The organism is Candidatus Nomurabacteria bacterium (assembly GCA_020631905.1).
In the GTDB taxonomy this organism is placed as follows: domain Bacteria; phylum Patescibacteriota; class Saccharimonadia; order Saccharimonadales; family VXPC01; genus JACKGQ01.
Genome location: JACKGQ010000001.1, coordinates 109101 through 134693, shown reverse-complemented (window position 1 = coordinate 134693; position 25593 = coordinate 109101). Strand labels below are relative to the sequence as shown.

General features: G+C 44.1%; 28 protein-coding genes and 2 tRNA genes. 18 read left to right on the top strand and 12 right to left on the bottom strand.

The genetic code is table 11. The annotated features are described in order from the left end of the window. Positions 1–172: 172 nt before the first annotated feature. On the top strand, positions 173–1606 hold the full coding sequence (locus H6798_00790) for a hypothetical protein (GenBank protein MCB9821061.1): 1434 nt from the start codon (positions 173–175) through the stop codon (positions 1604–1606). Here H6798_00790 and H6798_00785 read toward each other — a convergent pair. Beyond that, positions 1566–3371 carry a cation:proton antiporter gene (locus H6798_00785; protein MCB9821060.1) on the bottom strand — a complete coding sequence of 602 codons (1806 nt, stop codon included), beginning with the start codon at positions 3369–3371 and terminating at the stop codon, positions 1566–1568. The two genes, H6798_00790 and H6798_00785, sit on opposite strands and share 41 nt — an antisense overlap. Positions 3372–3531: 160 nt before the next feature. Between H6798_00785 and H6798_00780 the strand changes: the two genes are divergently transcribed. Next, entirely contained in the window at positions 3532–3693 is a 162-nt protein-coding gene (locus tag H6798_00780) for a hypothetical protein (GenBank protein MCB9821059.1), read from the top strand. A gap of 9 nt (positions 3694–3702) precedes the next feature. On the opposite strand, the gene H6798_00775 is transcribed toward H6798_00780, so the two are convergent. Next, positions 3703–4407: a thioredoxin domain-containing protein gene (locus tag H6798_00775; protein MCB9821058.1), complete on the bottom strand. Its 705-nt coding sequence runs from the start codon at positions 4405–4407 to the stop codon at positions 3703–3705. Between the two features lie 50 nt (positions 4408–4457). Here H6798_00775 and H6798_00770 point away from each other — a divergent pair, with 50 nt between their 5' ends. From H6798_00770 to H6798_00745, 6 genes are read left to right on the top strand one after another with little or no spacing between them, the layout of a single operon-like run. Next, positions 4458–5513 (top strand): CBS domain-containing protein, encoded by a 1056-nt coding sequence (locus H6798_00770; protein ID MCB9821057.1) that lies wholly within the window; start codon positions 4458–4460, stop codon positions 5511–5513. Positions 5514–5522: 9 nt separating this feature from the next. Continuing rightward, the gene (gene aspS, locus H6798_00765) at positions 5523–6830 is read left to right on the top strand and encodes an aspartate--tRNA(Asn) ligase (GenBank protein ID MCB9821056.1); all 1308 of its coding nucleotides are present in this window, start codon (positions 5523–5525) and stop codon (positions 6828–6830) included. Further along, positions 6830–7348: a DUF84 family protein gene (locus H6798_00760; GenBank protein MCB9821055.1), complete on the top strand. Its 519-nt coding sequence runs from the start codon at positions 6830–6832 to the stop codon at positions 7346–7348. Before aspS ends, H6798_00760 begins: the two co-directional genes overlap by 1 nt. Positions 7349–7402: 54 nt before the next feature. Continuing rightward, positions 7403–7837, top strand: a complete 435-nt coding sequence (locus H6798_00755; protein ID MCB9821054.1) for a prepilin-type N-terminal cleavage/methylation domain-containing protein — start codon at positions 7403–7405, stop codon at positions 7835–7837. Then, positions 7834–8574: a prepilin-type N-terminal cleavage/methylation domain-containing protein gene (locus H6798_00750; GenBank protein MCB9821053.1), complete on the top strand. Its 741-nt coding sequence runs from the start codon at positions 7834–7836 to the stop codon at positions 8572–8574. The genes H6798_00755 and H6798_00750 overlap by 4 nt, the downstream gene beginning before the upstream one ends. 1 nt (position 8575) lies before the next feature. Next, positions 8576–10372 (top strand): hypothetical protein, encoded by a 1797-nt coding sequence (locus H6798_00745; GenBank protein ID MCB9821052.1) that lies wholly within the window; start codon positions 8576–8578, stop codon positions 10370–10372. Here the strand turns inward: H6798_00745 and H6798_00740 are convergent. Beyond that, the gene (locus H6798_00740; protein MCB9821051.1) at positions 10369–11376 is read right to left on the bottom strand and encodes a hypothetical protein; all 1008 of its coding nucleotides are present in this window, start codon (positions 11374–11376) and stop codon (positions 10369–10371) included. The two genes, H6798_00745 and H6798_00740, sit on opposite strands and share 4 nt — an antisense overlap. Positions 11377–11485: 109 nt before the next feature. Here H6798_00740 and H6798_00735 point away from each other — a divergent pair, with 109 nt between their 5' ends. Beyond that, positions 11486–12088: a hypothetical protein gene (locus H6798_00735; GenBank protein MCB9821050.1), complete on the top strand. Its 603-nt coding sequence runs from the start codon at positions 11486–11488 to the stop codon at positions 12086–12088. Next, positions 12085–12426, top strand: coding sequence for a hypothetical protein (locus tag H6798_00730; GenBank protein MCB9821049.1), 342 nt, complete (start codon positions 12085–12087; stop codon positions 12424–12426). The genes H6798_00735 and H6798_00730 overlap by 4 nt, the downstream gene beginning before the upstream one ends. Here the strand turns inward: H6798_00730 and H6798_00725 are convergent. After that, entirely contained in the window at positions 12423–13703 is a 1281-nt protein-coding gene (locus H6798_00725) for a hypothetical protein (GenBank protein MCB9821048.1), read from the bottom strand. The genes H6798_00730 and H6798_00725 overlap by 4 nt on opposite strands. Before the next feature lie 54 nt (positions 13704–13757). Here H6798_00725 and H6798_00720 point away from each other — a divergent pair, with 54 nt between their 5' ends. Then, on the top strand, positions 13758–14399 hold the full coding sequence (locus tag H6798_00720; GenBank protein MCB9821047.1) for a hypothetical protein: 642 nt from the start codon (positions 13758–13760) through the stop codon (positions 14397–14399). A 43-nt stretch (positions 14400–14442) separates the two neighbouring features. Here the strand turns inward: H6798_00720 and H6798_00715 are convergent, their stop codons facing one another. Further along, entirely contained in the window at positions 14443–15132 is a 690-nt protein-coding gene (locus H6798_00715) for a hypothetical protein (GenBank protein MCB9821046.1), read from the bottom strand. Positions 15133–15292: 160 nt separating this feature from the next. Here H6798_00715 and H6798_00710 point away from each other — a divergent pair, with 160 nt between their 5' ends. The 3 genes from H6798_00710 (at position 15293) to H6798_00700 (ending at position 17304) form a co-directional block, all read left to right on the top strand. Beyond that, positions 15293–15496, top strand: a complete 204-nt coding sequence (locus H6798_00710; protein ID MCB9821045.1) for a hypothetical protein — start codon at positions 15293–15295, stop codon at positions 15494–15496. 101 nt (positions 15497–15597) lie between these two features. Next, the gene (locus tag H6798_00705; GenBank protein MCB9821044.1) at positions 15598–16329 is read left to right on the top strand and encodes a hypothetical protein; all 732 of its coding nucleotides are present in this window, start codon (positions 15598–15600) and stop codon (positions 16327–16329) included. 27 nt (positions 16330–16356) lie between these two features. Next, a complete protein-coding gene (locus H6798_00700; protein MCB9821043.1) occupies positions 16357–17304 on the top strand; it encodes a tRNA-dihydrouridine synthase in 948 nt (315 codons plus the stop codon). 43 nt (positions 17305–17347) lie between these two features. Here the strand turns inward: H6798_00700 and H6798_00695 are convergent, their stop codons facing one another. From H6798_00695 to H6798_00670, 6 genes are all read right to left on the bottom strand, one after another. Beyond that, the gene (locus tag H6798_00695) at positions 17348–17902 is read right to left on the bottom strand and encodes a hypothetical protein (protein MCB9821042.1); all 555 of its coding nucleotides are present in this window, start codon (positions 17900–17902) and stop codon (positions 17348–17350) included. A gap of 35 nt (positions 17903–17937) precedes the next feature. After that, positions 17938–18180, bottom strand: coding sequence for a hypothetical protein (locus tag H6798_00690; GenBank protein ID MCB9821041.1), 243 nt, complete (start codon positions 18178–18180; stop codon positions 17938–17940). A 328-nt stretch (positions 18181–18508) separates the two neighbouring features. Further along, positions 18509–18583 (bottom strand) — tRNA-Met (locus H6798_00685). A 70-nt stretch (positions 18584–18653) separates the two neighbouring features. Continuing rightward, positions 18654–19649 carry a HAMP domain-containing histidine kinase gene (locus H6798_00680; protein ID MCB9821040.1) on the bottom strand — a complete coding sequence of 332 codons (996 nt, stop codon included), beginning with the start codon at positions 19647–19649 and terminating at the stop codon, positions 18654–18656. Next, on the bottom strand, positions 19642–20319 hold the full coding sequence (locus tag H6798_00675; GenBank protein ID MCB9821039.1) for a response regulator transcription factor: 678 nt from the start codon (positions 20317–20319) through the stop codon (positions 19642–19644). Before H6798_00675 ends, H6798_00680 begins: the two co-directional genes overlap by 8 nt. A 90-nt stretch (positions 20320–20409) precedes the next feature. Further along, positions 20410–20883, bottom strand: a complete 474-nt coding sequence (locus tag H6798_00670) for a hypothetical protein (GenBank protein MCB9821038.1) — start codon at positions 20881–20883, stop codon at positions 20410–20412. Positions 20884–21050: 167 nt separating this feature from the next. On the opposite strand from H6798_00670, the gene H6798_00665 reads away from it, so the two are divergent. Continuing rightward, positions 21051–21629 carry a hypothetical protein gene (locus tag H6798_00665; GenBank protein MCB9821037.1) on the top strand — a complete coding sequence of 193 codons (579 nt, stop codon included), beginning with the start codon at positions 21051–21053 and terminating at the stop codon, positions 21627–21629. A gap of 19 nt (positions 21630–21648) precedes the next feature. On the opposite strand, the gene H6798_00660 is transcribed toward H6798_00665, so the two are convergent. After that, positions 21649–22077 (bottom strand): septum formation initiator family protein, encoded by a 429-nt coding sequence (locus tag H6798_00660; protein MCB9821036.1) that lies wholly within the window; start codon positions 22075–22077, stop codon positions 21649–21651. Positions 22078–22351: 274 nt separating this feature from the next. On the opposite strand from H6798_00660, the gene H6798_00655 reads away from it, so the two are divergent. The 3 genes from H6798_00655 (at position 22352) to H6798_00645 (ending at position 25576) form a co-directional block, all read left to right on the top strand. After that, positions 22352–22427: transfer RNA gene (locus H6798_00655), tRNA-Ile, on the top strand. 178 nt (positions 22428–22605) lie between these two features. Beyond that, entirely contained in the window at positions 22606–23961 is a 1356-nt protein-coding gene (locus H6798_00650; GenBank protein ID MCB9821035.1) for a hypothetical protein, read from the top strand. Positions 23962–24193: 232 nt separating this feature from the next. Then, positions 24194–25576: a ferric reductase-like transmembrane domain-containing protein gene (locus H6798_00645; protein MCB9821034.1), complete on the top strand. Its 1383-nt coding sequence runs from the start codon at positions 24194–24196 to the stop codon at positions 25574–25576. Positions 25577–25593 lie beyond the last annotated feature (17 nt).

Sequence of the window (25593 nt, the reverse complement as noted above, 5' to 3'; positions counted from 1 at the left end):
ACATGAGTTATCCTCTAGATAATTAATAAATTGAAACATTAACGAGCGCAAACCAGTGCGAATCTGGTGCTGTGCCGCAACGGTAAACTAAGATTCTTAGAAGCCCGGTGGCTTGTTAATAGGAGTGTCTCGAGCAAGACCATACTGTGGTACTGCTAGAGTATCGCGGGATATGGACGTAACCGAACGTAGCAAACTATATGAAAATCTAAGGAGCACTAGATTAGGCCTTAAATTCGGGAAAGCTGCTTGTGCGGAAGTTGTTCAGGTCCAAAATGATTCAGCCGCTCACTTATATTTGCTCGAAAAAAACGGCCCTGAAGCCTTAAGTCAAATTAGGGTAGAATTTGCGACGGACATGGAGGAGCATGCTCCTGGTCGTGAAAGTCTGCAACGCACCTTTTACTATGAGATTATTCAGACGGACACAGGCTATGATTTTATTAGTGTTGACTCCGGCCAGTCGATGCAAGACATTCTAGACTCTTGCCTAAAGACAGCCTGGGGTTTAGGCAGCGTCTACGGATTAAGGCGAGAGCAATCAAGAAGTCATGAAGCCAAGCAGCTGAGTGATTGGCTAAAAACAGGTGGTAGGGGTTGGGCGCTGAAAAGCTCACTCTGTCCTTGGGAGATTCCTGCAAACGAAGCTAGACTACTCAATTTCAAGCCCGAGCGACAAATGTCGGTAATGTCGCTCTTCTCTTTAGAAGCTGGGCGACTCAGGGCTGATTTCTTTACGTTAGACCAACATGATCGCGCTATGCAGCAAATGATTCTAGAAGGGCTGAATATAGATAGACGAGTCCACAACACTGCGCTCGAAGAATTAGACGAACTAGATATTATTGAGTCAGAAGATAGTCCGGTAGGAAGAATTAGAAGTCTCACCAACCAATATAAACTGCTGACTATCGACTCACTGCGCTACCAGCAAGCCGAGGCCCAGTATCTAAAGATGTTGGCTTGGTGCCTAGAGTCAGAAAAACTCGGTAGTGCCACAACCGGCTTACGAGATGAATGTATCCGGCTAGGAATTCCACCGCCAATCGGTATTTTTAATCGATTAAGTTCACGTCAACTACTAGGAGTTTTACGTGAGAGTAGTTTACCGCATCACATATTTACGACAAGTCCGGTCGATCAGCAAGCTCAAGATGATTCTGTATATGTTTCGAGCCGTAACGCACGAGCCAAAGGAGTTGTATATCAGGGGAATTGCACAGGCTCCACTAGCAGTTTAGAAAAAAATATCGAACCAACAGGTAGCTTATTATTCGATGTGCTGGCAGCTAATCAGAATACTCGTGAACTACGTCGATTTAGTGGCATGGGCTACTGTGTGGTGCCAGGATGTAACCAGGGTGAGCCGCAGGCACTCTATGGTTGCGGGGTTTTTTGTAAGGAATGCAATGATGCTTGGTGCACTGCCTATGAAGTTGGTGGAAGGCAGATGGGATATAGTGAAATATCAAATTATAGGGGTTTGGCTGTTCCACGCAAGAAGCCTAGAAAGCAATCCCCAACAAACAGACCAAAGAAAACAAAAGAGGAGATTGGCAAAAAGCCTACTTCTTGGTTGGCTTGGCTGGGGATTGAGTCCGCCTAGACTTAGAGCGTTGGGCCATGTCTTTAATGCCTTCTGAGGCCTGAACAATAAGATGACCTAGGTTGCGTTGGGCCTTGGTTTTAGAGTAATAATCTGCATACTCCGACTGAAGTCGTATCAGGTGTTTCTGGCGGTACTCTTTAAAGGCAGCGTGTTTCAAGCCAGATCGTTTGATGAAATTAACCACCCGTTCACTTCCAATATAGTGAGGCATCAGTACATAATCTACACCTTGCGAGTAAAGATCGGCAGCTTGCCCGGGTGTGTCGGCGGAACAAATCAGGACAGCCTTTGGGTTATTCGATGTCATAAAGTCGGCCAAAAAAGCATTGCTGTCGTAATCTGAAATCATCGAAATTACCAACTTTGCTTTATCGAGCTGAATTTCTTCAAGTAACTCAACGTCAGTCATATCACCATAAGTGTTGTTAATGCCTTCATGTTCCAGTCTATCAACGATGTGTGGGTCGTAGTCTAAAACTATGTATCGCCACTTCATATTATCGAAAGCTTTCACAAATTGTTCGCCACCTTTTTTGTATCCAAATAAAAAGACTTCGGGGTTTGTGCGTTTTTCTTTGTTACTGGCAAGGTTCTTGCGCTCGAAGATAGTTAGTAAGTGTTGGATATAGTTATATATCTGATCTGCATAGATAATCATGTATGAACTGAGTGCGATTGTTATTAAACCGACAATCGTAACCAATGCAACGATTTGATCGTTAATCTGGCCGAGTCGATTGCCTAGCAATACAAATACTAAAGAAAATTCACTGATTTGAGCGACAGCCAAACCAGCCTTGAAGCTGGTTTTCTTGGTGTAGCCGAGTATACCAAGAATAGCCATCACAATTATCGGATTACCGATCAAGACAAATACGGAGAGCGCTATAGCATGAGGTATGATCGATTCGGCACCACCCAATTCAATATGTGTGCCTAGCGCAACAAAGAACATCACCACAAAAAAGTCTCGCAAAGGTCTAAGCCTAGAACCTATTTCTAAGGCATATGCTTGAGGCGCCAAAGCAACACCTGCAGCCAGGGCGCCCACCTCCAACGAAAAGCCAAGCTCGCGAAAGATTGTGGCTACTCCGAAGCCCCAAGCGATAGCATAGATAAATAACAGCTCTTGCGAGCCCGAAACCAGTAATTTGGCGTGTGGCAAAATATACTTTGCCAACACGAACAAGCTGGTGATCAAGAGGGCTCCTTTTAGGAGTAGCGAAAATATATCTCCAGGCTCAAAATTGCCCGAACTCGTAGTGGTCGCGACTATTAGGGCAAGAGCGGCTAAGATATCTTGAACAAGTAAAAAGCCGATTGATATCCGGGCATATAATCTTTGCTGCTCTTTTTTATCTGAAAGTAGTTTTAAGACTACTATTGTACTCGAGAAGGCTAGACTAACCGCTATGTAGATCCCTGCTTTCGTTCCATAACCCAGAACAGAGGCTATCAGATAGCCAGCAATACTCGTGAACACAACTTGACCAATACCTGTGAGTACGGCTGCGCGGCCGACCTCTCTGATTATCTTCGGGTTTAGGCCTAAGCCAATAATAAATAAGAGTAGGGCTATCCCGAAGTTTGCGAAAGCTTCAATAGTGTTCTCAGAGTGGACGACGTTTAATAGTGCTGGCCCGACTATTACACCCGACAGTATATAGCCGATAATTAATGGCTGCCTTAATAAACGCATCACTATTGATACGCCCGCGCTAATCCCTATTACTAGGCTAAGTTCGTAAAATATATCGTTCATTAGCTTAAGTATTATGATATCAGTTTATTAGTTGTTTTTTCTACAAAAATGCTTGTGCTAAGTGGGTATGGTTTAGTAATCTTTTAGAGTTAATAAAAAATTAAAAACACGAAAAAAATCAGAGAACATTTGTTTTCTGTCGCGTTGATGTGGGGGGAATATGATTAACATCGCAATTAATCAGCAGTCCAAAGCTATTGAGCTGCCTAAGACTATCAAGACGGCTTCACGCCAAATTATTGTTAGTTTCGTAGATCAGGCTGAGAATGCAATTAGCGTAAGAGTTAGTTTCGCTAGCTGGCGTGAGTTTTTAGTATATTAAAGCTAGATACTAATTAGTCTGGCTGGAATCAGTCTGGGATTGTTTGGCATCTGCTGTGGATGGAGTTGAGTCAGATGTTTGAGCCAGTTCTTGATCGAGCAACTTACTTATTTTTTCGACACTATCAATCTGGGTGTTGTCTAGTTTCTGGCCGTTTAAGAAGAACGACGGCGTTGCTTCGACTCCCATTTCTGTCCCGAGGTCGATATTTGCTTGGATATAGTCATTGACTTCAGTGCTCGAGAAATCTAACCTAAACTTATCCATGTCGAGGCCTAGCTGCGAGGCAAAAGACTCGAAAACTAGTACTGGATTACTAGTAGTAGTGCTTATCCAAAGATCTCTTTGCTCAAACAATAAGTCATGCATTTCCCAGAACTTTCCCTGAAGTGCTGCAGACTGCGCAGCTCGGTGAGCAGCTAAAGAGTTTGGATGAATTGTTTTGAGCGGAAAGTGAATGAACTCAAACTTAACTCGATCTTGGTAGACCGAAGCAACTTGTTTGATCAACGTATGAAAACTTGCACAGGCAGGGCACTCAAAATCACCGGCTTCAGTGAATACTACCTTTGATGTGGCCAAGCCTTCCGAATTAACTTGTTCTGCATCGGCGACATTCGGACCATCATTATTGCCTGAACCACCACTTAGTACACCTATTCCAATTATTGCTACTAGTACAGCAATAATAATACCTGCCAACTTGAAATTCATTTTTCCTCCAGTTTAGACATACATTATAGCAACTTTTAACCAACTAGTTTATGCTAATAACGTTTATGTGGAGATTCCTGCTACTAATCATATCAGCAAGTGCGACGCTGTATCTCGTGTTACTGATCCGTAGCTATGGCTACATGAGTATCGCCGAGTTGGGTAGAAGGGTAAAATCAAAGGACTTACTGGCAACAAAGGTATACAGAGCCCGCAAACACGGCCTACAGCTCTGGATCATATTGTGGTGTGCTTACGGTTTTAGCTTATCAGCTGTAATTTTGCTCATAGATAGCTACCTACATGTAGCTTTAGCTATTGTTATTGATGTAATGATAATTTTGACTATGCACGTAATTGTGCCGTGGGCGCGCTGGCCAAAACCAAGTTTAAAAATGGCTGCTCAAAGCAGTGGGGTGGTTGTTCGGTCGATGCGCTACACCAGACCAATCCTAAAAAGCTTAGACAAAGTGTTTGGTTCATGGATTGAGCTAGAAGGCACAACAAGAATTCACTCCAAAGAAGAGTTATTGGAAGTACTGCAAAAGATACCTGGGGATCTCGATAAAGTAGGTCGTGATGAATTACGGATTGCAACACATGCACTTAGTTTTGGCGATAAAATAATAAGCGAAGTTATGACCCCGCGGGCGGTTGTGGAGATGGTGGATGCGGATGACGAACTAACTCCTGTTCGACTAGGTGAGCTGCATGATAGCGGTTTCTCACGCTTTCCAGTTTTTGAGGGTAGTCGCGAAAATTTGGTAGGAGTTTTTTACCTTAAAGACGTTACCAACATCAGAAGGTTATTAAAGATAAAAGATCATATGCGAACAGAAGTTTACTATGTAAACGAAGCAACTAATCTCGACCAAGTTCTCAATGCCTTCTTGCTAACTCAGCATCATCTGTTTATAGTAGTTAATAGGTATGAAGAAATTGTTGGAGTCATTACTATCGAAGACGTTATCGAGCAAATTATTGGCCGGTCGATTATTGATGAATTTGACAAATATGAAGACCTGCGCGAGGTAGCAAAACAGAAAGCCGACGAAATCTCACGCCACAGGTCCGCCGGTAGTCAGACCAACATAGCAGATATTTAAGGAGTCACAATGGAACGCACACTTACTCGGGACTTACAGTCCCTAATTGGCCAGAAAGTTTTAATTCGGGGCTGGTTGCACAAAAAACGCTTACTCGGAGGCTTAACCTTTATTAATGTCCGCGACCGCGCAGGGCTAGCTCAGATAATCATTGAAAATAAAGATCAGGTAGAAAAACTCAGAGGTATGCAAATTGGCACTGTCCTAGAGGTAGTAGGAGAGGTAAAGGCCGAAGAACGTGCCCCGGGAGGCGCCGAGATCTTTAATCCTGAGGTTACAATTCTAGTTCCAGTTGAAGATGAGCCACCAATCGAAATTGATAAACCAATCAGTCATAAGCCAGAACACCTAGATACTTTATTCGAGCATCGAGTTGTCAATATCCGTAATTTGCAGGAACAGAAAATTTTTAAGATTCGGGCTAGCTTGACCAGCTACATACGTGAATTCTTAAGTCAAAACGAGTTTGTAGAGATTGATACCCCTAAGCTTCTGCCCGGAGCTACCGAGGGTGGCGCCGAAGTCTTTAAGGTCCCGTATTTCGGCCAGGAAGCAACATTAGCTCAAAGCCCACAGTTCTATAAGCAGATTATGGTTGGTGCATTCGAACGTGTGTATGAGATTGGCCATAGTTACCGAGCCGAACCGAGCGCCACCACCCGCCACCTCACGGAATTAACCATGCTTGATATCGAGATGGGTTTTGTAGCCGATCACCAAGAGGTCATGGATATGGTTGCCAACATGACCAAATATGCATTGAACAGGGTGTACGAGGATCACGGGGATGAACTAAGAAGTCTAAATGCCCCAGAGCTGAAACTTATCGACACCGTTCCAGCTTTTACAATTGCCGAGATTCACGAGATGTATACCAAAGCAACCAAGACTGACACAACTGCCGAGAAAGATCTTATTCCAGACGAAGAGCGGTGGATTGCCGATTACGCTCGCAAACAGCTTGGTAGTGACTTGGTATACGCAGTTGCCTTTCCTGCTGAGGCTGGTAAGTTTTATCACAAGTTTAAAGATGACGGCACAGTCGCCTGGGGCGATTTGCTCTTCCGTGGTCTTGAGATAGCTACTGTGCCTTTGCGCGAGAATAACTACCATAAGATGATTGAGCAGATGAAACGAGCAGGCCTAGATGTGGGCCACGACGGCTTTAAGTACTATCTGCAAGCCTTTAAGTATGGCCTACCGCAGCACGGCGGATGCGGATTTGGAATTGATCGTCTAGTGCAAAAAACTATAGGCCTAGCCAACATTAAAGAGGCAACTTTGTTCCCAAGAGATATTAACCGCTTAACACCATAATGCTAATTGTTGCTGGAACTCGCAGATCGCCAAAGATAGAAGCAGTACGCTTGGCCGCTCAAGACCTAGAATTGCCAAATGCTGCTGTTGTTGGATGCGATGTGAGTTCTGGCGTGAGTGATCAACCCTTTGGTTTTAATTCTACGCTTGAAGGAGCAAAGAATAGATCTGAGAGGGCCCTTAAAGCAAATTTAACTGCCAGAATAGCAGTAGGCATGGAAGGCGGTTTATTTCTTCATGAAGGTCAGTGGTTTGATGTAGGTATTGTTGTTGCTACTGATCGGCAGGGCAGGCAAGTAATGGCTGAGTCTGAAAGAGTTGAAGTGCCTAAAAGTGTCATTGATTTAGTCATTAAAGATGACGTTGACCTAAGTACTGCTCTAGGGTCAGTTTTTGGCGTAGACACGGTGCTTACCAGGGATTGCACGGGCTATCTTACTAATGGTAGGCTACCCGTAGTGGAGCTATACAGAGTAGCAGCCAGGTCAGCTATGTCGTTACTTAACCCAAAACCTTAGTTTGCTTGAAGGCAATTGGCATTCATTAAGCACAAGCTTTATAATTAACACTCAATGAGAGGGCTTGCATCAGAGCGTGGTGGGTTTACACTGATCGAAGTCATGATGACTTTGTTTGTCGTTGTGGTAATAGTCATAGTAGGTTTTGATATTACCAAGGTGAGCAATCAGACAAATTCGAGAACAAGACAGTATGCAGAAGCAAATTCACTTACTTTTGGTAAGCTGCAATCTTATGAAACCAGGGATTTCACATCAATACCCGTTGGTGACGCTGGCAGTAACTATGAAGTAGAAGATTGGAGCGCGGAGGTAAATTCGAAATCAGCGGGCTTGGTTATAGACCCTGTTGCTAAGGTTTATAGTCAGTATATGCCTGGATCGGGCTCGCTATTAAAATTACGTGTAGTACTGGATTTTCAATACGGCAGCGAAACTAGAAGAATAGAGTATGCAACCTACATACAACTAGGTGGGGTCGGCAGATGAGCATAAAAGAAAACGAGCGTGGCTTTAGTCTGGTCGAACTGCTCATAGTTATGCCAATAATAGCTCTGATAACGGGCACATTGTTTATGTATATGTTTGCCCAGTATGGCCATATGATCAATGAAACGACCGAAGCTAACTTAAGGCTTGAAGCACAAACCATGCTATTAAATTTAGAAGACGAGCTACTATTCACAACCGAGTATGGTTCGACGACCATAGGGGGTAGTCTGGCACTTACAGACCCATACGCGCCTTCCGGAGGCTGGAAGAATAACACTAGTCCTAATACTCTAATAATCTATGAAACAGCATTAGATTCAGATAGGCGCGACCCAAATCGCGACTTTATTTATAAAAACCAATATGGTTGCTCGAGTGGTTATAACCAAATTGCAATCAACAACCTTGTTTATTTCACGAAGAACAACTCGAATAATAATTACAAGACTTTGTACAAACGTACACTTACGCCACAATATTCTATTTGTGGTGTTAACTTTAAGGTTCAGACGTGTCCAAACCAGTATGTAGGCACTGGTCCGTGCGTGGCGCCAGACGCCGAGCTCACCAATAAGCTCATAGACTTTCAGGTTGCTTACTTTGATGAAAATAATAATGCCACCACTGTGCCTGGTTCGGCAGAAAAAGTAGAACTAACTGTAACTCTTGGTGATGATTCGTTTGGTGAAGAAATACGTGTAACCTCGAAATTTATAATGAAGAAGATTAACTAGAATGAAGAATCTAAAACTATACAGACAGGAAAAGGCATTCATGATGCCTGTAGTTCTGACCTTCATGGTTATTATTACCAGCCTCGGTCTCACTCTGTTGCAGGCTTCTCTGCAAGCTCAACGCGCGACAATACGTTACTCATATACCCAGATGGCTCATATTGCTAGCAAGGCTGCAATCGACTATGCAGAAGAGCAGTACGAGCTCAATCAAAACTATAGTGGCACGCCAGAGCAAGACTTAGTTATCACAACTAAGTATCGTCTGACAATCCAAGTGAACGTATTGTACAGCCAGGGAACAAATGCCAAGAGGATACAGGCTTATGGAAGAGTTTATATCCCAGAGGCTTCGGCGACAGCTGATTATGTTAGAGATATAAAAGCAAGCATTATCAGGAATGGTGAAGTAATCGTCTGTGCTACTTGCGGTACCGGCGGCGGTGGCGGCAGTACAATCATTGACCCTGCTACTTATGAACCACTTTTATGGTTAGATGCCAACGAGCCGGACAGTCTTATTCAACCTGTAACCGGCGGTGCAGACAACCAATACATCAATGCTCTTTATGGTTCCAGTTATCGTGATATCGTTGAAGAAAAAGGTCCCGATGCAGCATCTGGACCAGGTGTTCCATACTTTACTACATCAGACCTAGAAATGTCCTACGACGGCTATAACTTTGGTCATCAAACTATTGGGCTAAGATTTAGAGGACTAAATGCACCCAAAAATGCAACTGTTAATAAAGCATACATACAATTTACTACCGACGAGACTAAGCAGGCAGGCTCGATTGATTTACTGGTGCGAGCCGTAGCTAGCGATAACGCTCCTCAGTGGACCAACTCTAGCTATACTGCGCTACACACCACTCAAACTGCCGAGAGTGTCACCTGGAAGCCACCAAACTGGAATGTAGTAGGTGCTAGTGGTGCAAACGAGAGAGTAGATGTTACAGGCATAGTTCAAGAAATAGTTAATCGCAGTGGCTGGTCTACTGGCAATGCAATTGCGTTTGTAATTTCATATATACAGGGTGGTGGAGTCCGTACGGCAGAATCTGGGTCTAGCGCCGGCGTGCCTCAGCTCTATGTAGAATGGAACACGGGTGTTTCGGGAGGTGGATACGCAACCAATAATGGTGATCAAGTTGCAACATGGATAGATAAATCGGTCAACAATAATGATGTATCTTTAGCCTATGGGGTTTATCCAACATTGAGTAAAGGAGCCATAAACGGCATGGATGCACTCACCTTTACTGGTGGAACCTTAGGGTCGACTTTAAGTAGTCTTAGTTCGAATAATGGCATTACTGCTTTTATGGTTATGCGACCAATGACTTCTTCATCTTCTAATGCCAGATTCTTGTCAGCTATGCGTTCCACGCAGAATGATGACTATAACACCTATGACGGCATAGCTTTGCTTATGAGGAACGGCTCTACTTCTCAATTAATGCAATATTATCGCAACCAAACAGGCGAAACGGTGTCTAATGCGGTAGACAATACATGGTCAATATACACATCCCGAATAAGCGCTAGCTGGGTAGAAAGATTGTTAAGAGATGGAGTTGAAAATTACTCAGAACAGATCAGTAATATCAACTATAGCATTAATCAGCTTTATGTTGCAGGAAGGCGTTCGGGCTCTGGTGGAACCGACTATGCGAATGTCGATGTGGCTGAGGTGATCGTTTATGACAAAGCCTTAGAGTGCACTGAACTAAACGAAGTAGAAGCCTATTTAGGCGACAAATATGGAGTTACTGTTACAGAAAAGGGTTGTTAATCGCAGATATGAGTAGTAGATTCGGCGATTGGTAAATCTGGAAGCTGAACGATATTGCCCACATACAAGAAATGCTCGTGATAGCCAATACCATCATTCTCGGCCATGATCTTCGGCCAAAGCTTGTAGTCCCCATATATCTTCTCGGCAATACAGGCGTATGTGTCACCTGATTTTACCTCATACTGATCGTCGGCGACTTGAGGTGAGGACACGTTGTCATCGCTTGGTTGTTCCGGGGTGCTGATTAGTGCTTGCTGTTCGGGGTCGACTTCTGCAGAGAGGGCTGCCTCGATATCATAATTGCTCACAAGTTTTGCATAGGGATCGTAGTCGCGGCTTAACTCCTCGAGTTCTTCATAGGTTATATCGCTAAGGTTAACGTTCTGTCTTTCGTCTTTATCGTTTTGGCTTTGTAGGGCAAGTTGATAGTCTAGAAAGTCGGCGACTCGTTTTAGGCTGGTTGAGCGAACATCTGTTGACACCGCTACTATAAGGGCCAGCAAGCCAACCCCAACAACTGTCCCGATAACTTTAAGACCAGCTTGAAAGTCTTCTATTTTTTCGGTTCTTCGGATGTTGGCGAACTTTGTAATGCTTGCCGACAAGATACCTATCAGTGCGCCAAGCAAAACAATTGATACCGTCTGGCCGAAACTCCCATTTAACAGTATCCGATAGACATCTTTTAACCCATTTGCGATATCATAATTTTCAGATCCAGGCACACTCCAGCTCCCATAAGTGTAATGTACGCCCAGTAGTAGGCTAAAACGCGCTATCAAAACACTCACTCCACCATAGATAGCTCCGCGGACTAAGCTGTCTTTTGTGTTCAAGCCGTGCCAAGTACTAGCCACAGACCACAACCCATAGGCAAAAAATATCAAACCGAACCATGACCATAACCCATCGTTACCAAAATAACCTGCATACCATGCACTTAGACCTAATGTTATGCCTAGACCAGCAAGGTATTGTTGACGCAAGGCTTTTAATTGCATACTACCCCCGATTAGCCACCCGTTAATTTGCACATAAGCATATCACAAAGTGTATAGGCAGACGAAAAAGACTCAAATAATTGTCGATAAATTGTTAGTATATGGTGTAATGAAACTAAGAATTCTATCACTTGTTGCAATTGTTGCTGTCGGCTTTGTCTTAAGTTGGCCCGTTCGGGCGATTGGAGCTGATGTTGGAGTTGCACGAGAGCAGGCAATCAGCCATTTGAGCCAGTTAGTTGATACCTATGCAATTAAGCTGTCCACAGAAGAAAGGACTGATGTCCTTCGCGTTTGTCGCAACCTCCAGGCAACTACCATCCAAACGATGAGCACCGATCTACCCTCGTTAGAACAAAAGTACACTCAAGCTGTTTCGAATATTGACTCCACGATTAAATATACCGCCAACGCACTCAATAACATGTCTGAAGATAGTTCGAGTCTGGACTTAGCAGGCGTTCATTTAGCCCGAATTAACGAAGAGTTCACAGCAGCGGTTACCATATACTCTAAGGCGCTGGACGAACTTCTAGTGATTGATTGCCAAGTTTTCCCTGAGCACTTTGTGGCTGGCTTAGAAGAAGCAAGATTTAGGCGTAAGCTAGTTCTAGGATCTGCCGAGTCAATCGTAGATTTTCGCGATGGTGAATTGAGCAATGCATTTCAAACCACATTAGATAAGCTAAAAGACATTGAGGCCAATAGATGAATATAGTTACCTCAGAGATAACTGAGATTCGCGAGAAACGCCAGTCAAAACCAGCCGTCTCGCTACTGGGCTTATTGATTGTAGCCTTTTTGATGACAATGGTGTCTTTTACAATGTTCTGGCAATCAGAAACTAAAGACACGGTTCAATCGATTCAGCGTGCGAATCATGGCTACGATGGCGGAACAATTGCAGCTGATGGTATCAATAACGATGGCGTTCTAAGTTCATCAGAACTACTCTTCATTCAAGAGAACATTTTGCAACATACCAGTAACTTAAGTCCAAGGGCAGACTTTGATAGTAGTGAGCTCGATAAGTCGATCATTGGTTTTTAAGACCATTTTTGTACGCGCAGCCAAGCATCTAGACTGCCCGCTCCACCACCACTAAGGGCAATCACGAGTTGATTATTTGCACGGTGTTCTTCGATTGCGTGTTTCAGATTATTATCTAAAGCGGCCGGTGTAGCTATCTCGGGGTTACCCATGTAATTTATCAGTTCTTGCGGTTCGAAATTACGGTATTCGGGGTGTTCTCGCGCTTGGTATGCGGGCAGCCAATAAAGCTTCTCTATGCCGGCAAAGAGACTCTCGTAAGCGCTTTTAATAAAATGTTGGCGCCGGTTGGTTAAGGGTTCATAAACAACGACCATATGCTCATTTTTCTCTTTTGCCATGGCGAGGCAACCGGCAATTTTTTCAGGTGTATGGGCATAATCTGTCACTAAATTTGGAGTCAGATATTCAAACCGTCGGGCAATCCCCGGAAATCGATTAATAATTTCTAGTAACTTATCTACGGGTTGGTTGGTGATATCGGCGAGTGCGTGCACAGCCAAACCGGCGTCAAGCTGGTTTACCCAGCCGGCAAGTGAGACGTTTTCGGCATACCGATTATCTACTATTTTAAGATTTAGTGGCACATGCTTGTTGCCATAAAGTCTTTCGAAGTCGTTTTGGTAAATTAGGACTTGTTCCGATTGATCGATAAATTGAATAAATGCCTGATTATAAAGTTCTTGGGATGGATAAATTTCGTGGTGGTCATAAGCCAGACCGCTGATTATCGACTTATCTGGCCGGAAAGCTAAGAAATTTCTGTCAAATTCATCGCATTCATAAATAAACCATTCGGCGTCCATCTGAGCATGCCCCATGTTCGCGAACGGCATTTTACCTCCAACCGACCAACTTGCCTTTAGGTTTAGCTGCTGGAACAGCCAGACACACATGGCGGTTGTAGTTGTTTTGCCGTGCGTACCGGCGATTGCCAATAGTTTAAATCCCGCCTCTTGAATAATGTGATTCAAGAACTCGTCTCGTTTGGTACTTTTTATATGGTATTTTCGAGCCACCTGAAACTCAGGACCATCAGGGTTGGCCATTGAAACAGCAGAAGCATACACAAACCAGTCTATTTCGTGCTGTTTGTGAATTGCTTCCATCTGTGTACCGTCTTGCCCGGGGAGTATGTTGATACCTAACTGTCGAAGATCATCTAGGTACGGGCTTTCTTTCATATCGGAGCCAGACACCTGATAGCCTAACTCCAAGGCTATTCGTGCTAAAGGGCCAATCCCGGCTCCCCCGATACCCGATAAGAAAATGTGCATGAACCAAGTATACGCCGCCTTCGCCAGCTTGTATAAATAAGCTATACTTTTGATATGCATAAGCGGCTTAGTCGACATTTGTGGAAAATCTGGGGCTCATTGTCGTTGTGGTCAATTGGTTTAATGGTCGTTTTGAGCGGGCTAGGGAGTGTCTACGGATTACGTAACAACAACTTAAGAATGGTGGAGCTGCGTGAGGCAGTGCTTACTGCCGACGAACAAGGCGAGGGACAACAGCAGCTCGACGAAAAACTCAAAGAACTGGCTAATTTCGTAACAACTCACATGAATACAGATTTAAGTCGCGGTAGAGAACTAGCTATTGACGGTGAAGCCCCAGTCCAACTTGCTTACAAATATTATTATGACTCGATTTTAAATATAGCTACATATGTCAAAAGTTCTCAGGCAAATCTAAGTTTATTGGGTGAGGCACGGATTGCTTGTGAAGTCAGCTCGGTGCCTATTTCCGAACGACTCCAGTGCGTTAACCAGGAACTAGCCAACCTAAGCCACGACAAATTCCCTCAAGTCGAACCATTATCAAAAGATTTTTATGTTTATGACTTTGCCAGTCCTGTCTGGTCGCCCGATCTTGCGGGTTTTTCGCTGATAATATTTGGCTTAACAATCATACTTCTTCTATTAAGATTTATTGTTGGCGCGATTATTGCTAGGCGTGTAAAAAATAACTAAGACCCTATCGATTAGGGCCTTAGGAGTTAAGTCAACTGCCTGGTTACTGAGCTGGATCGTTAGTTGTGTCGTTGGTGGTTGTATCGTCGGTAGCTGGTTGTGTGGCCTGCTGAGCTGTAGAATCTGCCGATGTTGTATCGGTGGCAGCATCTTTACCGCAGTTTTCGTCTTTGGTGACATCTTTCATGTCTAATTTATTGATCTGGTAGTCATTGATTGCGCAGACAACTTGTCCAGATGTCTTAAGATTCTCCCAGAACAAGACATGGCTACGATTAATGTACATGGTGTCTATTGGTCCATGTAATTCATTGCCGAGCTTTGCCAGACTAATCTTCGAGGTAGTAGCTTCCTTGCCGCTATCTGGCTGGATTGCCGATTGTACCTGAACATAGTAAATGTCGCTCAGGCGGTAGCTATCACCATTAATTGCTTCGAGCTTTCCAAAGTATACCTGGCCGTTTGAGTCGTCTAAAAAGACAGCTTGATAGGTAGCATCCAGAACTCGTTCGTTTTCTTTCTGTACAGCAGTTTTCCCATTAAGGAGCATCAATGCCAAGACAGCGATACCAACAATTGCCAGCGAGAACATTAGCAGACCCGCTGCAACATGTTGGCTTTTGCCACCAATCCCTAGTTTTCGATTATTCTTTACCTCTGTTCGGCTGACTTCGTGGGTGCCTGCAGCGACTGGCGCAGCAGGGCGTGAAGGCCGTTGCATGAATTCGTTCATATATAACGATTCCACCCTTTCTCTCTTTAAAATACCATAGAATTGTAACGCATATGCTTTAAGTATGTCCATTCTTTTTGATAATTTATCATTGAAAGGTGTTGACAAGTGTTACGCCTCTAGAGTAAGGTGTTATTACTACTATTTAAGGAGGGATAAAGTGGACGGATACAAGCACACTAACTCTAAAGGCGTAACTTACTACCTAAACAGCAAGGTTGTTACCCTTCGCGGTGGAAAGCAACAAACAATTTACTACTTCTCTAAGGACCATCGTCCAGAAACAGCTTGCGACAAGCCAGCTGATATGGAAGTAGGCGAGAACCCACGCAACGGTTTCCTAACCGTACGTCGCGTAAAATAACAGATAACAACTGTTAATCTAACCAAGAGCCGGGATCAACCCGGTTTTTTGGCGTAATCTAAATCATAGACAAAACATAAGTTTTATGCTATAATCACGGCATGAGTCAGCACGATTCAGCTTCTTTTGAACCTACGACGCGTCCAGATAGACAACGCCTCGACCTAGTTTCTGATGCGCTTTTTAATAATCCACCCTATATTCCCACAATACTTAAAGAGTACCCAGAAATCGCCTCAAGAGTACTAGCCAAAATGCTAGCCGATCTAGATCAAGCCGCTAAAGCCGGCGAAGATACTCGTCTAGCACTTTCAAGAGTTGCGGCTGTTGAGCTTGATATTTTGCTTGCCGAACATGGCATAGGAATAGACCCATCGATTCTCGATGAACATCAACTTACTGAACTTGAGCATCGTCTCGGCATTGACGCCGAAAAGCCAATTGACTTGACTGCAGCATATCAACAGATGGCAAGCGAAAAATCTACATCACCCCTTGCCCAAAGAGCTATGGCTATGGCCCGACAAGCGAGCAGTATGCCACTAGAGCAGCCTCAGGAGGCCGGTCAAGCACAGGTTTTGAATGTTGCTGCGCTAGGTGGAGCTGGCCTGGCAATATTAGCTGCTCAAGAACAAGGAGGAGCAACCCCGACTTCTTTAGATGATGACGTGTCGGAAGCTCAGCGTGATCTTGGTGGTGGTATTGGTGTGAGTGGTATGCCAAAGCCTCCTGCCCGGCATACACCTAAAACAGGGCGGCCGACTGCCGCCGAACAGATGGCTAACGAAAGGCGACACACAGCTAAAGCTCGGCGTGAGCGCTGGAGCAGCTAGCCTTATCTGCTATAATCTACCTCTGTTATGCTAATTTTAGCACCGATGTATGATGTCACCGACACTACCTTTCGCCAGGTGGTGGCAGCTTGCGCACCGCCGGATATGTTTTTTACCGAGTTTGTAAATGTCGAGGGCTTACAAAGTGCCGGTCGGCCACGTCTCGAACATTTCCTAAAACTCGAAGACACTGGCGTGCCCGTAGTCGCCCAAATCTGGGGCAAAAACCCCGATAACTATTACCAGACCGCCAAAGAGCTAGCCGAGCTAGGCTTTGCCGGGATTGATATCAACACTGGCTGCCCCGACAAAACCATTGTCAAAAATGGTTGCTGCTCGGCCTTTATTAAACAAGAGAACCGAGAGAACTTCGCCCAAATTCTGGCTGCCACCAAGCATGGAGTTAAAGATAGTGGCAGTAACATTCCGGTAAGTGTTAAAACTCGGCTTGGCTTTAACGAAACCGATTTTGGTTGGCACGAGTTTTTACTGAAATTAGGCGTCGATATGTTAACCATCCACGGTCGAACTCGTAAAGAAATGAGTAAGGTGCCTGTTCGCTGGGACGAGATCGAGCATATCCGAAAGCTACGTGATGCAGTCGCTCCGCAAACCAAAATCATCGGCAATGGCGACGTTAGCGGCCGAGCCGAGGCTCTCGAGCTGCAAGCTCGTTATGGCCTCGATGGCATCATGATTGGTCGAGGCATATTTACTAACCCATATTTCTTTGCCGAAAACGCCGAAGACATATGGGCCAGTAAAACCTCAGCCGATAAGATTGCGCTATATATCAAACATCTCGAACTTTACCGCTCAAACTACCCAAATGGTGAACGTAAGTTCGACCCGGTAAAGAAGTTTATGAAGGTTTATTTGAGTGGTTTTGATGGCGCTAGCGAACTGCGCGCGCAGATTGCCAACATCCATAGTTGCGAGCAAGCCATCGAGATATTAAGGAATAGCCTAGAGTAGCCAAAAAAGACTAGCCAGCTACTAGCCTCTGTCTATGACTTGGTTATATTGCTGTTGAGTAGTAGGGCTCGACTAAATACTCTCGGACAGAAGCATCCCTGAGCTCGAATTCCCCGATAGTTTTAGGCATAAGCCTGGCAAGGTTTTGCAAATATCTTTGATCAGTTTGCGCTATACGGATTTGCGCGATGATAGGCTTTAGAGCAGTTTTAGCACCTGGCAAGGTAGTATTAACTTGCGTTCTGCCATTTTGCCTATCGATAACCACAGAGTATGAGTGTTTCGATGCCCCATAGATGATGCTTAGCTGCCAGCATGTACTCTCCCAGTTGCCGAGTTCAAAATCTTCAACTGTTCGACAAAGCGTACTCCAATCGGTCTGGTCTTCGTCTGCTGAGCGGTAAGCCTCTGCAATATCAAAAGCTAAATCACCAATCTTAAACAGCATTGGGTGGGAATCTCCGGGAAGTGAATACTCAAAGTCATCGTAGCCATAGTCACGGATCTTTGCGGCTGCTGTTAGTAGGTCGAGCTTGTTAGCATCGTAGTCTTTGATTGTTCGCTTGCAGAAATCCAGAAACTTATCATGATTCTTCATCGTTTGTATTATAGCAAGCTAGTCACACGACGTTTTTATTGTGGTTTAACTTTGTGACGATCTTCTAATATCTTGATCTTTGAAACGAGAGATTGCTTGATATCTACATCTAAGTCTCTTGCTACTAACATGCAGGTTATCAGAACATCGGCAATCTCGTGCGCTAGGTTTTGTTTATCGAACGTACCCTTTTCTTTTCTCTGGAGGGATCTTGCTGCTAAGATCTGCTCTGCTAACTCTCCATGCTCTTCTACAAGTTTGATTACGTGAGCCATCATCCACTCGTCGTCGCTACTTGCACCCTGGTACTTGTCCCTTAGCCGCTTATCTTCGTCACTGATGAATTTAAGTAGTTATTCTAGGGTCATAGGTCAAGTATATCAGACTCAGTAGACGGATGCGGGAGCAGGAATATCGCGCTAGCGATGGGAGCAGTCAGACGCCGACAAGCAAAGCTTGCAAGCTGTCGGCTATTCCGTCGTCCGCTTGAAGCGGACTCCTTGCGGAACCGTGCGACCTACTGTCAGCTAAAGCTGCCAGGGTCACAGGTTCGAGTCTGCGACTCAAAACCAAAGACAAAACCCCACTTTTGTGGGGTCTTATCTTTGGTTGCGGGAGCAGGACTCGAACCTGCGACCTCGTGGTTATGAGCCACGCGAGCTGCCGCTGCTCCATCCCGCGGCATCGAGTTTTTAACTAAACTCGTAAAACAACCGAGATATTCTACCCCTGTAAGGAGTTAAAGTCAAGTCTAGGCAAGAGGAATCTGCAAGCAGAAGCTTGTTCCTGCTGGACCGGTTTTAGTTAGTTTGAGCTCGCCATGGTTCTGTTCGGCGAGTTTCTGAGCAATGCTCAGCCCTAGGCCAAAACCATAGCTGGTTCGGGAGCTTTCGGCACGGAAGAATCTCTCAAAAATCTTTGACTGCTCGGCTTTGGCAATTCCCGAACCTTGGTCGGTGACTGTAAATGTATAATTTCTACCTTTGGCTTTACCAGCCAATTCGATTTTACTGCCTTCGGGGGAGTACTTAATCGCGTTATCGAGTAAGATTGTTAAGATCTGAATCACGCTCGGAGAGTTGACATGAACTCTGGCGCTATCAATAGCTTTTGTTACGCTAATTTTTTTTGCTTGCCGCGCAGATTTTGTGTCTTGTAGGGCTTTATTTGCCAAGTTGTCGGTACGACTATCTTCTAAAATCAAAGCCTGATTGCGCGTGAGAAGCAGTAAGTTCTCGACTAAACTAGTCATATGTTTGACTTCTTCTAGGTTGCTCGCGACAAGTTCGGCTAACTCCGCTTTATCTGAGTGCTTGCTACGCAAAGTAGTCTCGATTTCGATTTGCATCGCAGTTAGCGGTGTGCGGAGTTCGTGACTAGCATCACTCGTGAATCTTTCTAGAGCCTTATGGCTATTTTCGATAGGCTCTAAAGTTCTCCAAGCAAGCAAATATGCGCCTAGACCCCCGGCACTTAGCAGAAACGCATTTATGGTAAGTATCTCGGTTTTAATTTCGTGCTTACTTATCTCGATAGCTTGCTGTCTTGTAGTTACCACCTCTTCTAGGTCGTCCGAAAATATATTGCCTCGGCGTCTTAAAACAATCTCGTTACCCTGCAAGGCGCTGTCGACTCGATCGATCTCGCGGATAGCAACCCGATACCAGTTGAAGCTAAGGAACAGAACCACTGCAAGCAGAATCGAAAAGTAGAACAAAGTTAATTTTAAGACAGCCGATCTAAACATTATCGATCTCTAATTTATAGCCAAAACCACGGACTGTCTTGATACTATCTTTACCGAAAGGTTTATCGAGTTTTTGGCGTAGCGATTTAATGTGTACCTCTACAGTGTTCGGCAACACATCGGCGTCGAATGGCCAGACTTTCGAAATTATTTGGTCTTTGGAAAGTAATATTTCGGGATTTCTCATAAATACTTCGAGCAACGAGAACTCACGTCGAGATAACTCGACCAGTTGGCCAGCGCGGTGGACTGCAAACTTATCTGGTTCGAGAGTAATATCGCCATACTTTAATTCTTGATTTAAACTCTGGCTCGGACGGCGCAGCAGGGCACGTATGCGAGCTAGTAACTCTTCGAAAGAAAATGGCTTTATTAAGTAATCGTCGGCGCCTGTGTTGAGGCCACTAACTCTATCTTTCGTAGAGTCGCGGGCAGTTAGCATGATAATTGGAGTTGTGATCGACTGGTCTCGTAGCTCCCGGATAACGGTCGGGCCGTCTTTTTCGGGCATCATCCAGTCGAGGACAATTGCATCGTATGGTTCGTTCGACGCTTCGATTATCGCTGCATCTCCATCGTGAACTACATCAACCGCAAAACCCTCTTCTTGCAAGCCTCGTTTAAGGCTGCGAGCAATCTTGATATCGTCTTCGGCTATTAGTAGTCTCACACAAATATTATAAACCAGCTGGCTTAAACTAAGCTGAAACCCGGCTGGGGGGCCGGGTTTCATGCGAGTAGGAGAGCTGTTGTCTAATGGTTAGTCCATGTGCCTAAAACCGTGGTGTCCTGGCATTCCTTGCTCGTCTTGAGGGTGAATTACATCAAGATCAATACCTTGCTCATTTGCCCAAGCCTCAAGATCTTCGCGAGCAGACTGCATTTTGTCATGCCTTTGCTGCGGTGTTAAGTCTTGATTTCGAAGTGTCTCGCGCTCGTTGCGGATTGCTTCGAGTTTGGTTTCGAGGGCAGTTTTTTGCTCGGTAGTGAGTGTGCCATCATCAACAAGGCTTTGAAGGTGATCGCTCATGGCTTGTTCTCTATCGGCCTCGTTTGTAGCGTGTTGCTCATCAAGAAATTGCTGAACTTCGGTCTCGTCTAAGTTAAACCTTTCGGCAAACTTGGATGCGAGATTATTACCTACATTGGCCTGGTGAGCGTAAGCCGCGCCGAAACTTAGTAGGCTAAGACCAATTGTTGCTAGGGCTATTCCACCGGCAACTGGTTTTTTCATGTGTACCTTTCTTGTTAAGTGCTTTTCAACCTGTGGCATGCTCATAGACTTGGATAATTCTTGAAACCAAGCGAACAAGTTTCTGGTTGGCTGCTACCCTGCAGCTAAAATAAGACTACACGCTAAACCTGAAGCTTGGCTGAAGCGGGTAATGTATACTTACTTTTATGAAGTTTGGCTTCCATTATTCTGTCGAAACAGAGCTTAACCGAGTTAGGTATACATTAGGAAAACGAGACTTTTTCAAGCAAAATAACTACAAGCCTAGGCTCCCGAGTGGCTTTGACTTAGAGGCAAAAGATGCCGAAATGATGACTAGTCAAATTGAGCTAGAACTAGAGCTTGAGAAAACGAAAAAGCTTCAAGCAAAGATCCTGAACGAATGGCAAGAGTGTGAGACTGATATTAGTCAATACCTCATGAGTTTTGGGTTGCCGGTACCGCCAGCAATAGATATTTTTCTCACCAAATACGGTGTAGGTGGCTCATATTGGCCACCAAATCGAATCATACTAAATATGGCAACCGACAAACGCGATCCATTCTTGACATTAGTTCACGAATTAATCCATCTCGTAATCCAGGCACCGATAATCGATGGATTCAACCTCGAACACTGGGATAAGGAGTCGCTCGTAGACTACCAGTTCATGACAAATCCAACTCTAAAGAGAATATTTCCCAATTATTCATACCAGAGGCAAGCGCCAAGTAAATTGTTACTCAAAAAAGTTGGCTGGCTTTGATTTCTTTTCAAGCGATAATTTAAAGTGGTTCTTGGCCGCTAAAAAAACGAGCCCACTGCTCTAAGTTTGAAGCGGATTCTTGTTTTACTACAGATGATTGTGGTTGATCGATTGATTGTTTCGATTCGTTAAGCACTGCGTCGATGTCGGACTGGTTGATTAATGCGACTTTTTCACCTGGCTTGACTAAGCCTAATTGCTTGCGAGCCGCTAAATCCAAATAATAGTCGGTTTCATAAAATTGATTACGCAGCTCTTGATTTGTTTGTTGTTGCTGCAGCACACCAATCTCTGCCTCTAGGGTTCTTGAACGTTGTTCGAGCCGGTAGTTATACTCAATTTGATTAACGGTAGCCCAAGTAATGGCCAGAGATATAACAATAAAAAATAGTAAAGTTAGATTACTGCGATCAGTTACAAATCTAGAGATGTTTCTTAGTCTTTCCACGCCCATGATTATACAACAGTAGTAGCAGCTCGGGTAATCTGCTATAATCGCCTAGTTCATCACAAAGTAAGACGTTTCATCTGGCCCAGATTATTAAACCAAGAAAACTTTTTTCTGTTTAAGGATTTGAATGGAGCAGCGATGATACGCTGCATATGTACATTTATTAGGGCTCCCGCGAAACTTGTTTCGTGGGAAGAAGGAATGAATCACCAAGTGGTGTTATCTTAAAAACCCCGTTTTTCAGATAACGTAGCAAGTGAATTCATGACGCGGGGGTGTAGCTCAGTGGTTAGAGCAGAGGACTCATAATCCTTTGGTCGTAGGTTCAAGTCCTACCACCCCCACCAAAAATAATCCCCCATAGCGGGGATTATTTATTTGGAGGGGGTGGTCAAAACTGTATATCTCCTAGACTTGCACAATTAAGAGCTTATATCGGTAGAGATCTTGAGTCTTAAGGTTTCTTTATTTGTGCATATGCTTAACCATGATAAACTCAAGCTATAAAAAATGAGGATAATTTGTATGAAGTATTTGTCGAAATCCGTATATGGATTTGCTCATCACCTACTCATAATGAGCCTGGTCGCATTACTGGTAGTAGGGAGCGCAGGGTATTACGTATGGGGTCAACAGCACGTGCAAGATGCGCTCGCCCAGACTGGTCAAACTGACGGTAATGCTGGTGAATTTAACCCAGTCTCTCCTTACCGATTACTTGATACGCGAGATGGTACAGGGGGTACAAATGGTGCCATCCCTGCGTATGGGGAGATTTCACTAAAGGTTACTGACAGGGGAGTAATACCATCCAGCAACCAAGTTAGCGCTGGATTCTTTAATTTTACAGTTGTGTCTCCAAAGGCAAAAGGCTATCTGACGGCATATCCTGCCGGTTCGGCGCGACCTGAAGTTTCAATCATAAACTTTGTTAGCAATGAGAACCGGGCTAATACAGCTACTTTAAAGCTTGGATCAAACGGGGAAATAACAATATACAACGGAAGCTCAAGTACCATACACTTAATTTCAGATATCATGGGCTATTATTCATCTGTTAACGGACCAGATGGCATGAGGCTCAATCAAAGTAACAGCTACACTCGAGTATTAGACACAAGAACAGGCACCGGAGCACCTAAGGCAAGGATTAATGCGCATAGTTCGATAAAAGTTCCTCTAACTTCGATGAACGGGTACGACTCGGCGGCGGCTGTATACGGCACTTTAACTGCCGTTAATCCTTCGGCTATAGGGTACCTAACTATATATCCTTCAGATGAAGAACAGCCACTTGCCTCAATTATAAACTTCTACCCCTCAAAAAATGTTGCAAACTCAACTATAGTGGGACTAGGTGCAAATAAAGAGATAACCATATATAACGGGTCTAGTGGAACAGTTGATGTTATCTTTGATGCGAAAGGCTACTTTGCAAAATTTAATTATTCTGGTGGGGACGTTAATTTTAGTAATTCCGGTAGGTTTATTCCCATAGACCCGATAAGAATAGTGGACACCCGTAAAGGCTTTGGATTGGGTGGTAGTCTAGGGTACGCAGGCTTCTTAAAACGTGCTCAGGCAGACTTTAATGTTGGAGGAATTGGCGATATCCCAAACGACTATTTATTATCGCTTAGCGCTAATGTGGCAATTGTAAATCCAAACAAAAAGGGCTGGGCTGAATTCAGTCCAGGACTCGGAGAGACCTCAAGTATAAATTACGAAGTCAACCAGAATGTTGCTGCATCAATAATAATGAAAGCGGACAGATATAGTGCTCAAAAAACCTCTAGAATAACTTTACCTCCGTCTGATAGTGCGTTTAAAACCGATCTCATTGTTGACGTATACGGCTATTATCTCGCTGGTCAACAGTAGTAAACTGACTAGTCGTCTCGATACTATTTTCTTGTTTACAATCAGGCTATATCTACGGAATTTTCGCAAAAAAACTATAGATCTCAGCTTGATAGTTAATTAGTCTAGTTGTCTATTGAGGTTTGCCATGCAGGTAAATAGAAAGACGCAAACGGACAGTCTAGGGATTGTGGTTATTATTTAGTGATTAACACCAACAGTCTGTTAGAATAATGCCTAAAGCACAAGCAATATGTCAGATTTAGAATTTAAACTTTGGTTCGAGAAATACGGTGGTTGGATATTAATCTGGACCTTTAGCCTGATACCAATAGTTATGTGGCTGTCGATAAATGACGCAGGCGCCGAGTTTTCAAATTGGTACGGAGCTTTTTCTTCACTTGGCAAGATTTTTGCACTAGTTGGTTTTGTGCTATATGCGATCAACTTACTACTAGCCGTAAGAAGGCGTTGGTTAGAAAATCTTTTCCAAGGCCTTAATCGGGTTTATATTGCTCACCATATTACTGGTGGGATTGCTCTGGCATTCTTGGTTTTTCATCCATTCTTTTTAGCAATTCGCTATATAGACTTTAAGCTCTTTCAAACCTTTGGCGATGCTGCTTTATTTTTGTGGCCGCGTGCAGTCGATACTAGCCTCAGCTATCTAGAGGTCCAGGATGCAATATCGATCAATGCCGGCATTATTGCTTTCTGGGGTTTGGTGGTGCTATTGATTTTAACTTTTTTTGTAAAGTTACCTTACCGACTATGGTTATTTACGCATCGCTTTTTGGGTGTTGCATTTGTCTTTTCAATACTCCATCTAGTGACAATTAGCTCAGACACAACACAAAGTAATATGCTCAAATGGTACCTGATAATTTGGGGCATAATCGGCATGGGGGCATTCCTATATAGAACAGTTTTTGGCAATGTTTTTGTCCGTCGAGTACCTTATAAGGTGTCAAAAGTGTTTGTAGATGATAGCATGACTCGCCTGGAACTTGAGCCTATGGCAGGCAAGCTGCCGTTTAAGCCTGGGCAGTTTGTATTCATACGTTTTTTGTGGAGCCAACAAGATGGAGTAATTCCAGAAGCACATCCTTTCTCGATAGCATCCGGTGAAACCGAAGATGGTCTGAGGCTCTACGTAAAAGCTTTAGGAGATTTTACGGCAGAAATCCAAAAACTTCATGAGGGGACAGTTGCCGAAGTCGAAGGCGCTTTTGGTCGATTCGTTCCAGCACGTTATGGTACGACGCCGCAAGTGTGGATTGCGGGCGGCATAGGTGTTACACCCTTCTTGAGCATGGCTAGGAGTATGCAACAGATACCCCAGCAAATCTACCTAATTTATAGTGTCAAAACCCGCTCTGAAATGGTTGAAACTCACGTGTTGGCCGAGTTCTTGCCCAAACACTATCATAATTTCAAGTTCATACCGTTTGTTGTTGATGAGCAAGACGGAGCATTCTTAAGCGCCGACTTTATCGAGAAAAATACAGACGGGTTAATGAATAAAGAGATATTCATATGTGGTCCACCACCGATGATGAAGAGTTTACGAGAACAAATTCGTGCAAAAGGCGTAAAAAATCGTAAAATACATAGCGAAGAATTTACAATGACATGAAAATAAAATTTAAAAGA

Excerpts from the sequence above, each read along its gene's own strand:
- H6798_00650 (MCB9821035.1), top strand. The coding sequence starts at position 22,606 with ATGAAGTATTTGTCGAAATCCGTATATGGATTTGCTCATCACCTACTC.
- H6798_00700 (MCB9821043.1), top strand. The coding sequence starts at position 16,357 with ATGCTAATTTTAGCACCGATGTATGATGTCACCGACACTACCTTTCGC.
- H6798_00695 (MCB9821042.1), bottom strand. The coding sequence starts at position 17,902 with ATGAAGAATCATGATAAGTTTCTGGATTTCTGCAAGCGAACAATCAAA.
- H6798_00740 (MCB9821051.1), bottom strand. The coding sequence starts at position 11,376 with ATGCAATTAAAAGCCTTGCGTCAACAATACCTTGCTGGTCTAGGCATA.
- H6798_00680 (MCB9821040.1), bottom strand. The coding sequence starts at position 19,649 with ATGTTTAGATCGGCTGTCTTAAAATTAACTTTGTTCTACTTTTCGATT.
- H6798_00770 (MCB9821057.1), top strand. The coding sequence starts at position 4,458 with ATGCTAATAACGTTTATGTGGAGATTCCTGCTACTAATCATATCAGCA.
- H6798_00690 (MCB9821041.1), bottom strand. The coding sequence starts at position 18,180 with ATGATGGCTCACGTAATCAAACTTGTAGAAGAGCATGGAGAGTTAGCA.
- H6798_00720 (MCB9821047.1), top strand. The coding sequence starts at position 13,758 with ATGCATAAGCGGCTTAGTCGACATTTGTGGAAAATCTGGGGCTCATTG.
- H6798_00760 (MCB9821055.1), top strand. The coding sequence starts at position 6,830 with ATGCTAATTGTTGCTGGAACTCGCAGATCGCCAAAGATAGAAGCAGTA.
- H6798_00755 (MCB9821054.1), top strand. The coding sequence starts at position 7,403 with ATGAGAGGGCTTGCATCAGAGCGTGGTGGGTTTACACTGATCGAAGTC.
- H6798_00730 (MCB9821049.1), top strand. The coding sequence starts at position 12,085 with ATGAATATAGTTACCTCAGAGATAACTGAGATTCGCGAGAAACGCCAG.
- H6798_00735 (MCB9821050.1), top strand. The coding sequence starts at position 11,486 with ATGAAACTAAGAATTCTATCACTTGTTGCAATTGTTGCTGTCGGCTTT.
- aspS (MCB9821056.1), top strand. The coding sequence starts at position 5,523 with ATGGAACGCACACTTACTCGGGACTTACAGTCCCTAATTGGCCAGAAA.
- H6798_00705 (MCB9821044.1), top strand. The coding sequence starts at position 15,598 with ATGAGTCAGCACGATTCAGCTTCTTTTGAACCTACGACGCGTCCAGAT.
- H6798_00780 (MCB9821059.1), top strand. The coding sequence starts at position 3,532 with ATGATTAACATCGCAATTAATCAGCAGTCCAAAGCTATTGAGCTGCCT.
- H6798_00790 (MCB9821061.1), top strand. The coding sequence starts at position 173 with ATGGACGTAACCGAACGTAGCAAACTATATGAAAATCTAAGGAGCACT.
- H6798_00725 (MCB9821048.1), bottom strand. The coding sequence starts at position 13,703 with ATGCACATTTTCTTATCGGGTATCGGGGGAGCCGGGATTGGCCCTTTA.
- H6798_00785 (MCB9821060.1), bottom strand. The coding sequence starts at position 3,371 with ATGAACGATATATTTTACGAACTTAGCCTAGTAATAGGGATTAGCGCG.
- H6798_00665 (MCB9821037.1), top strand. The coding sequence starts at position 21,051 with ATGAAGTTTGGCTTCCATTATTCTGTCGAAACAGAGCTTAACCGAGTT.
- H6798_00670 (MCB9821038.1), bottom strand. The coding sequence starts at position 20,883 with ATGAAAAAACCAGTTGCCGGTGGAATAGCCCTAGCAACAATTGGTCTT.
- H6798_00745 (MCB9821052.1), top strand. The coding sequence starts at position 8,576 with ATGAAGAATCTAAAACTATACAGACAGGAAAAGGCATTCATGATGCCT.
- H6798_00750 (MCB9821053.1), top strand. The coding sequence starts at position 7,834 with ATGAGCATAAAAGAAAACGAGCGTGGCTTTAGTCTGGTCGAACTGCTC.
- H6798_00645 (MCB9821034.1), top strand. The coding sequence starts at position 24,194 with ATGTCAGATTTAGAATTTAAACTTTGGTTCGAGAAATACGGTGGTTGG.
- H6798_00715 (MCB9821046.1), bottom strand. The coding sequence starts at position 15,132 with ATGAACGAATTCATGCAACGGCCTTCACGCCCTGCTGCGCCAGTCGCT.
- H6798_00775 (MCB9821058.1), bottom strand. The coding sequence starts at position 4,407 with ATGAATTTCAAGTTGGCAGGTATTATTATTGCTGTACTAGTAGCAATA.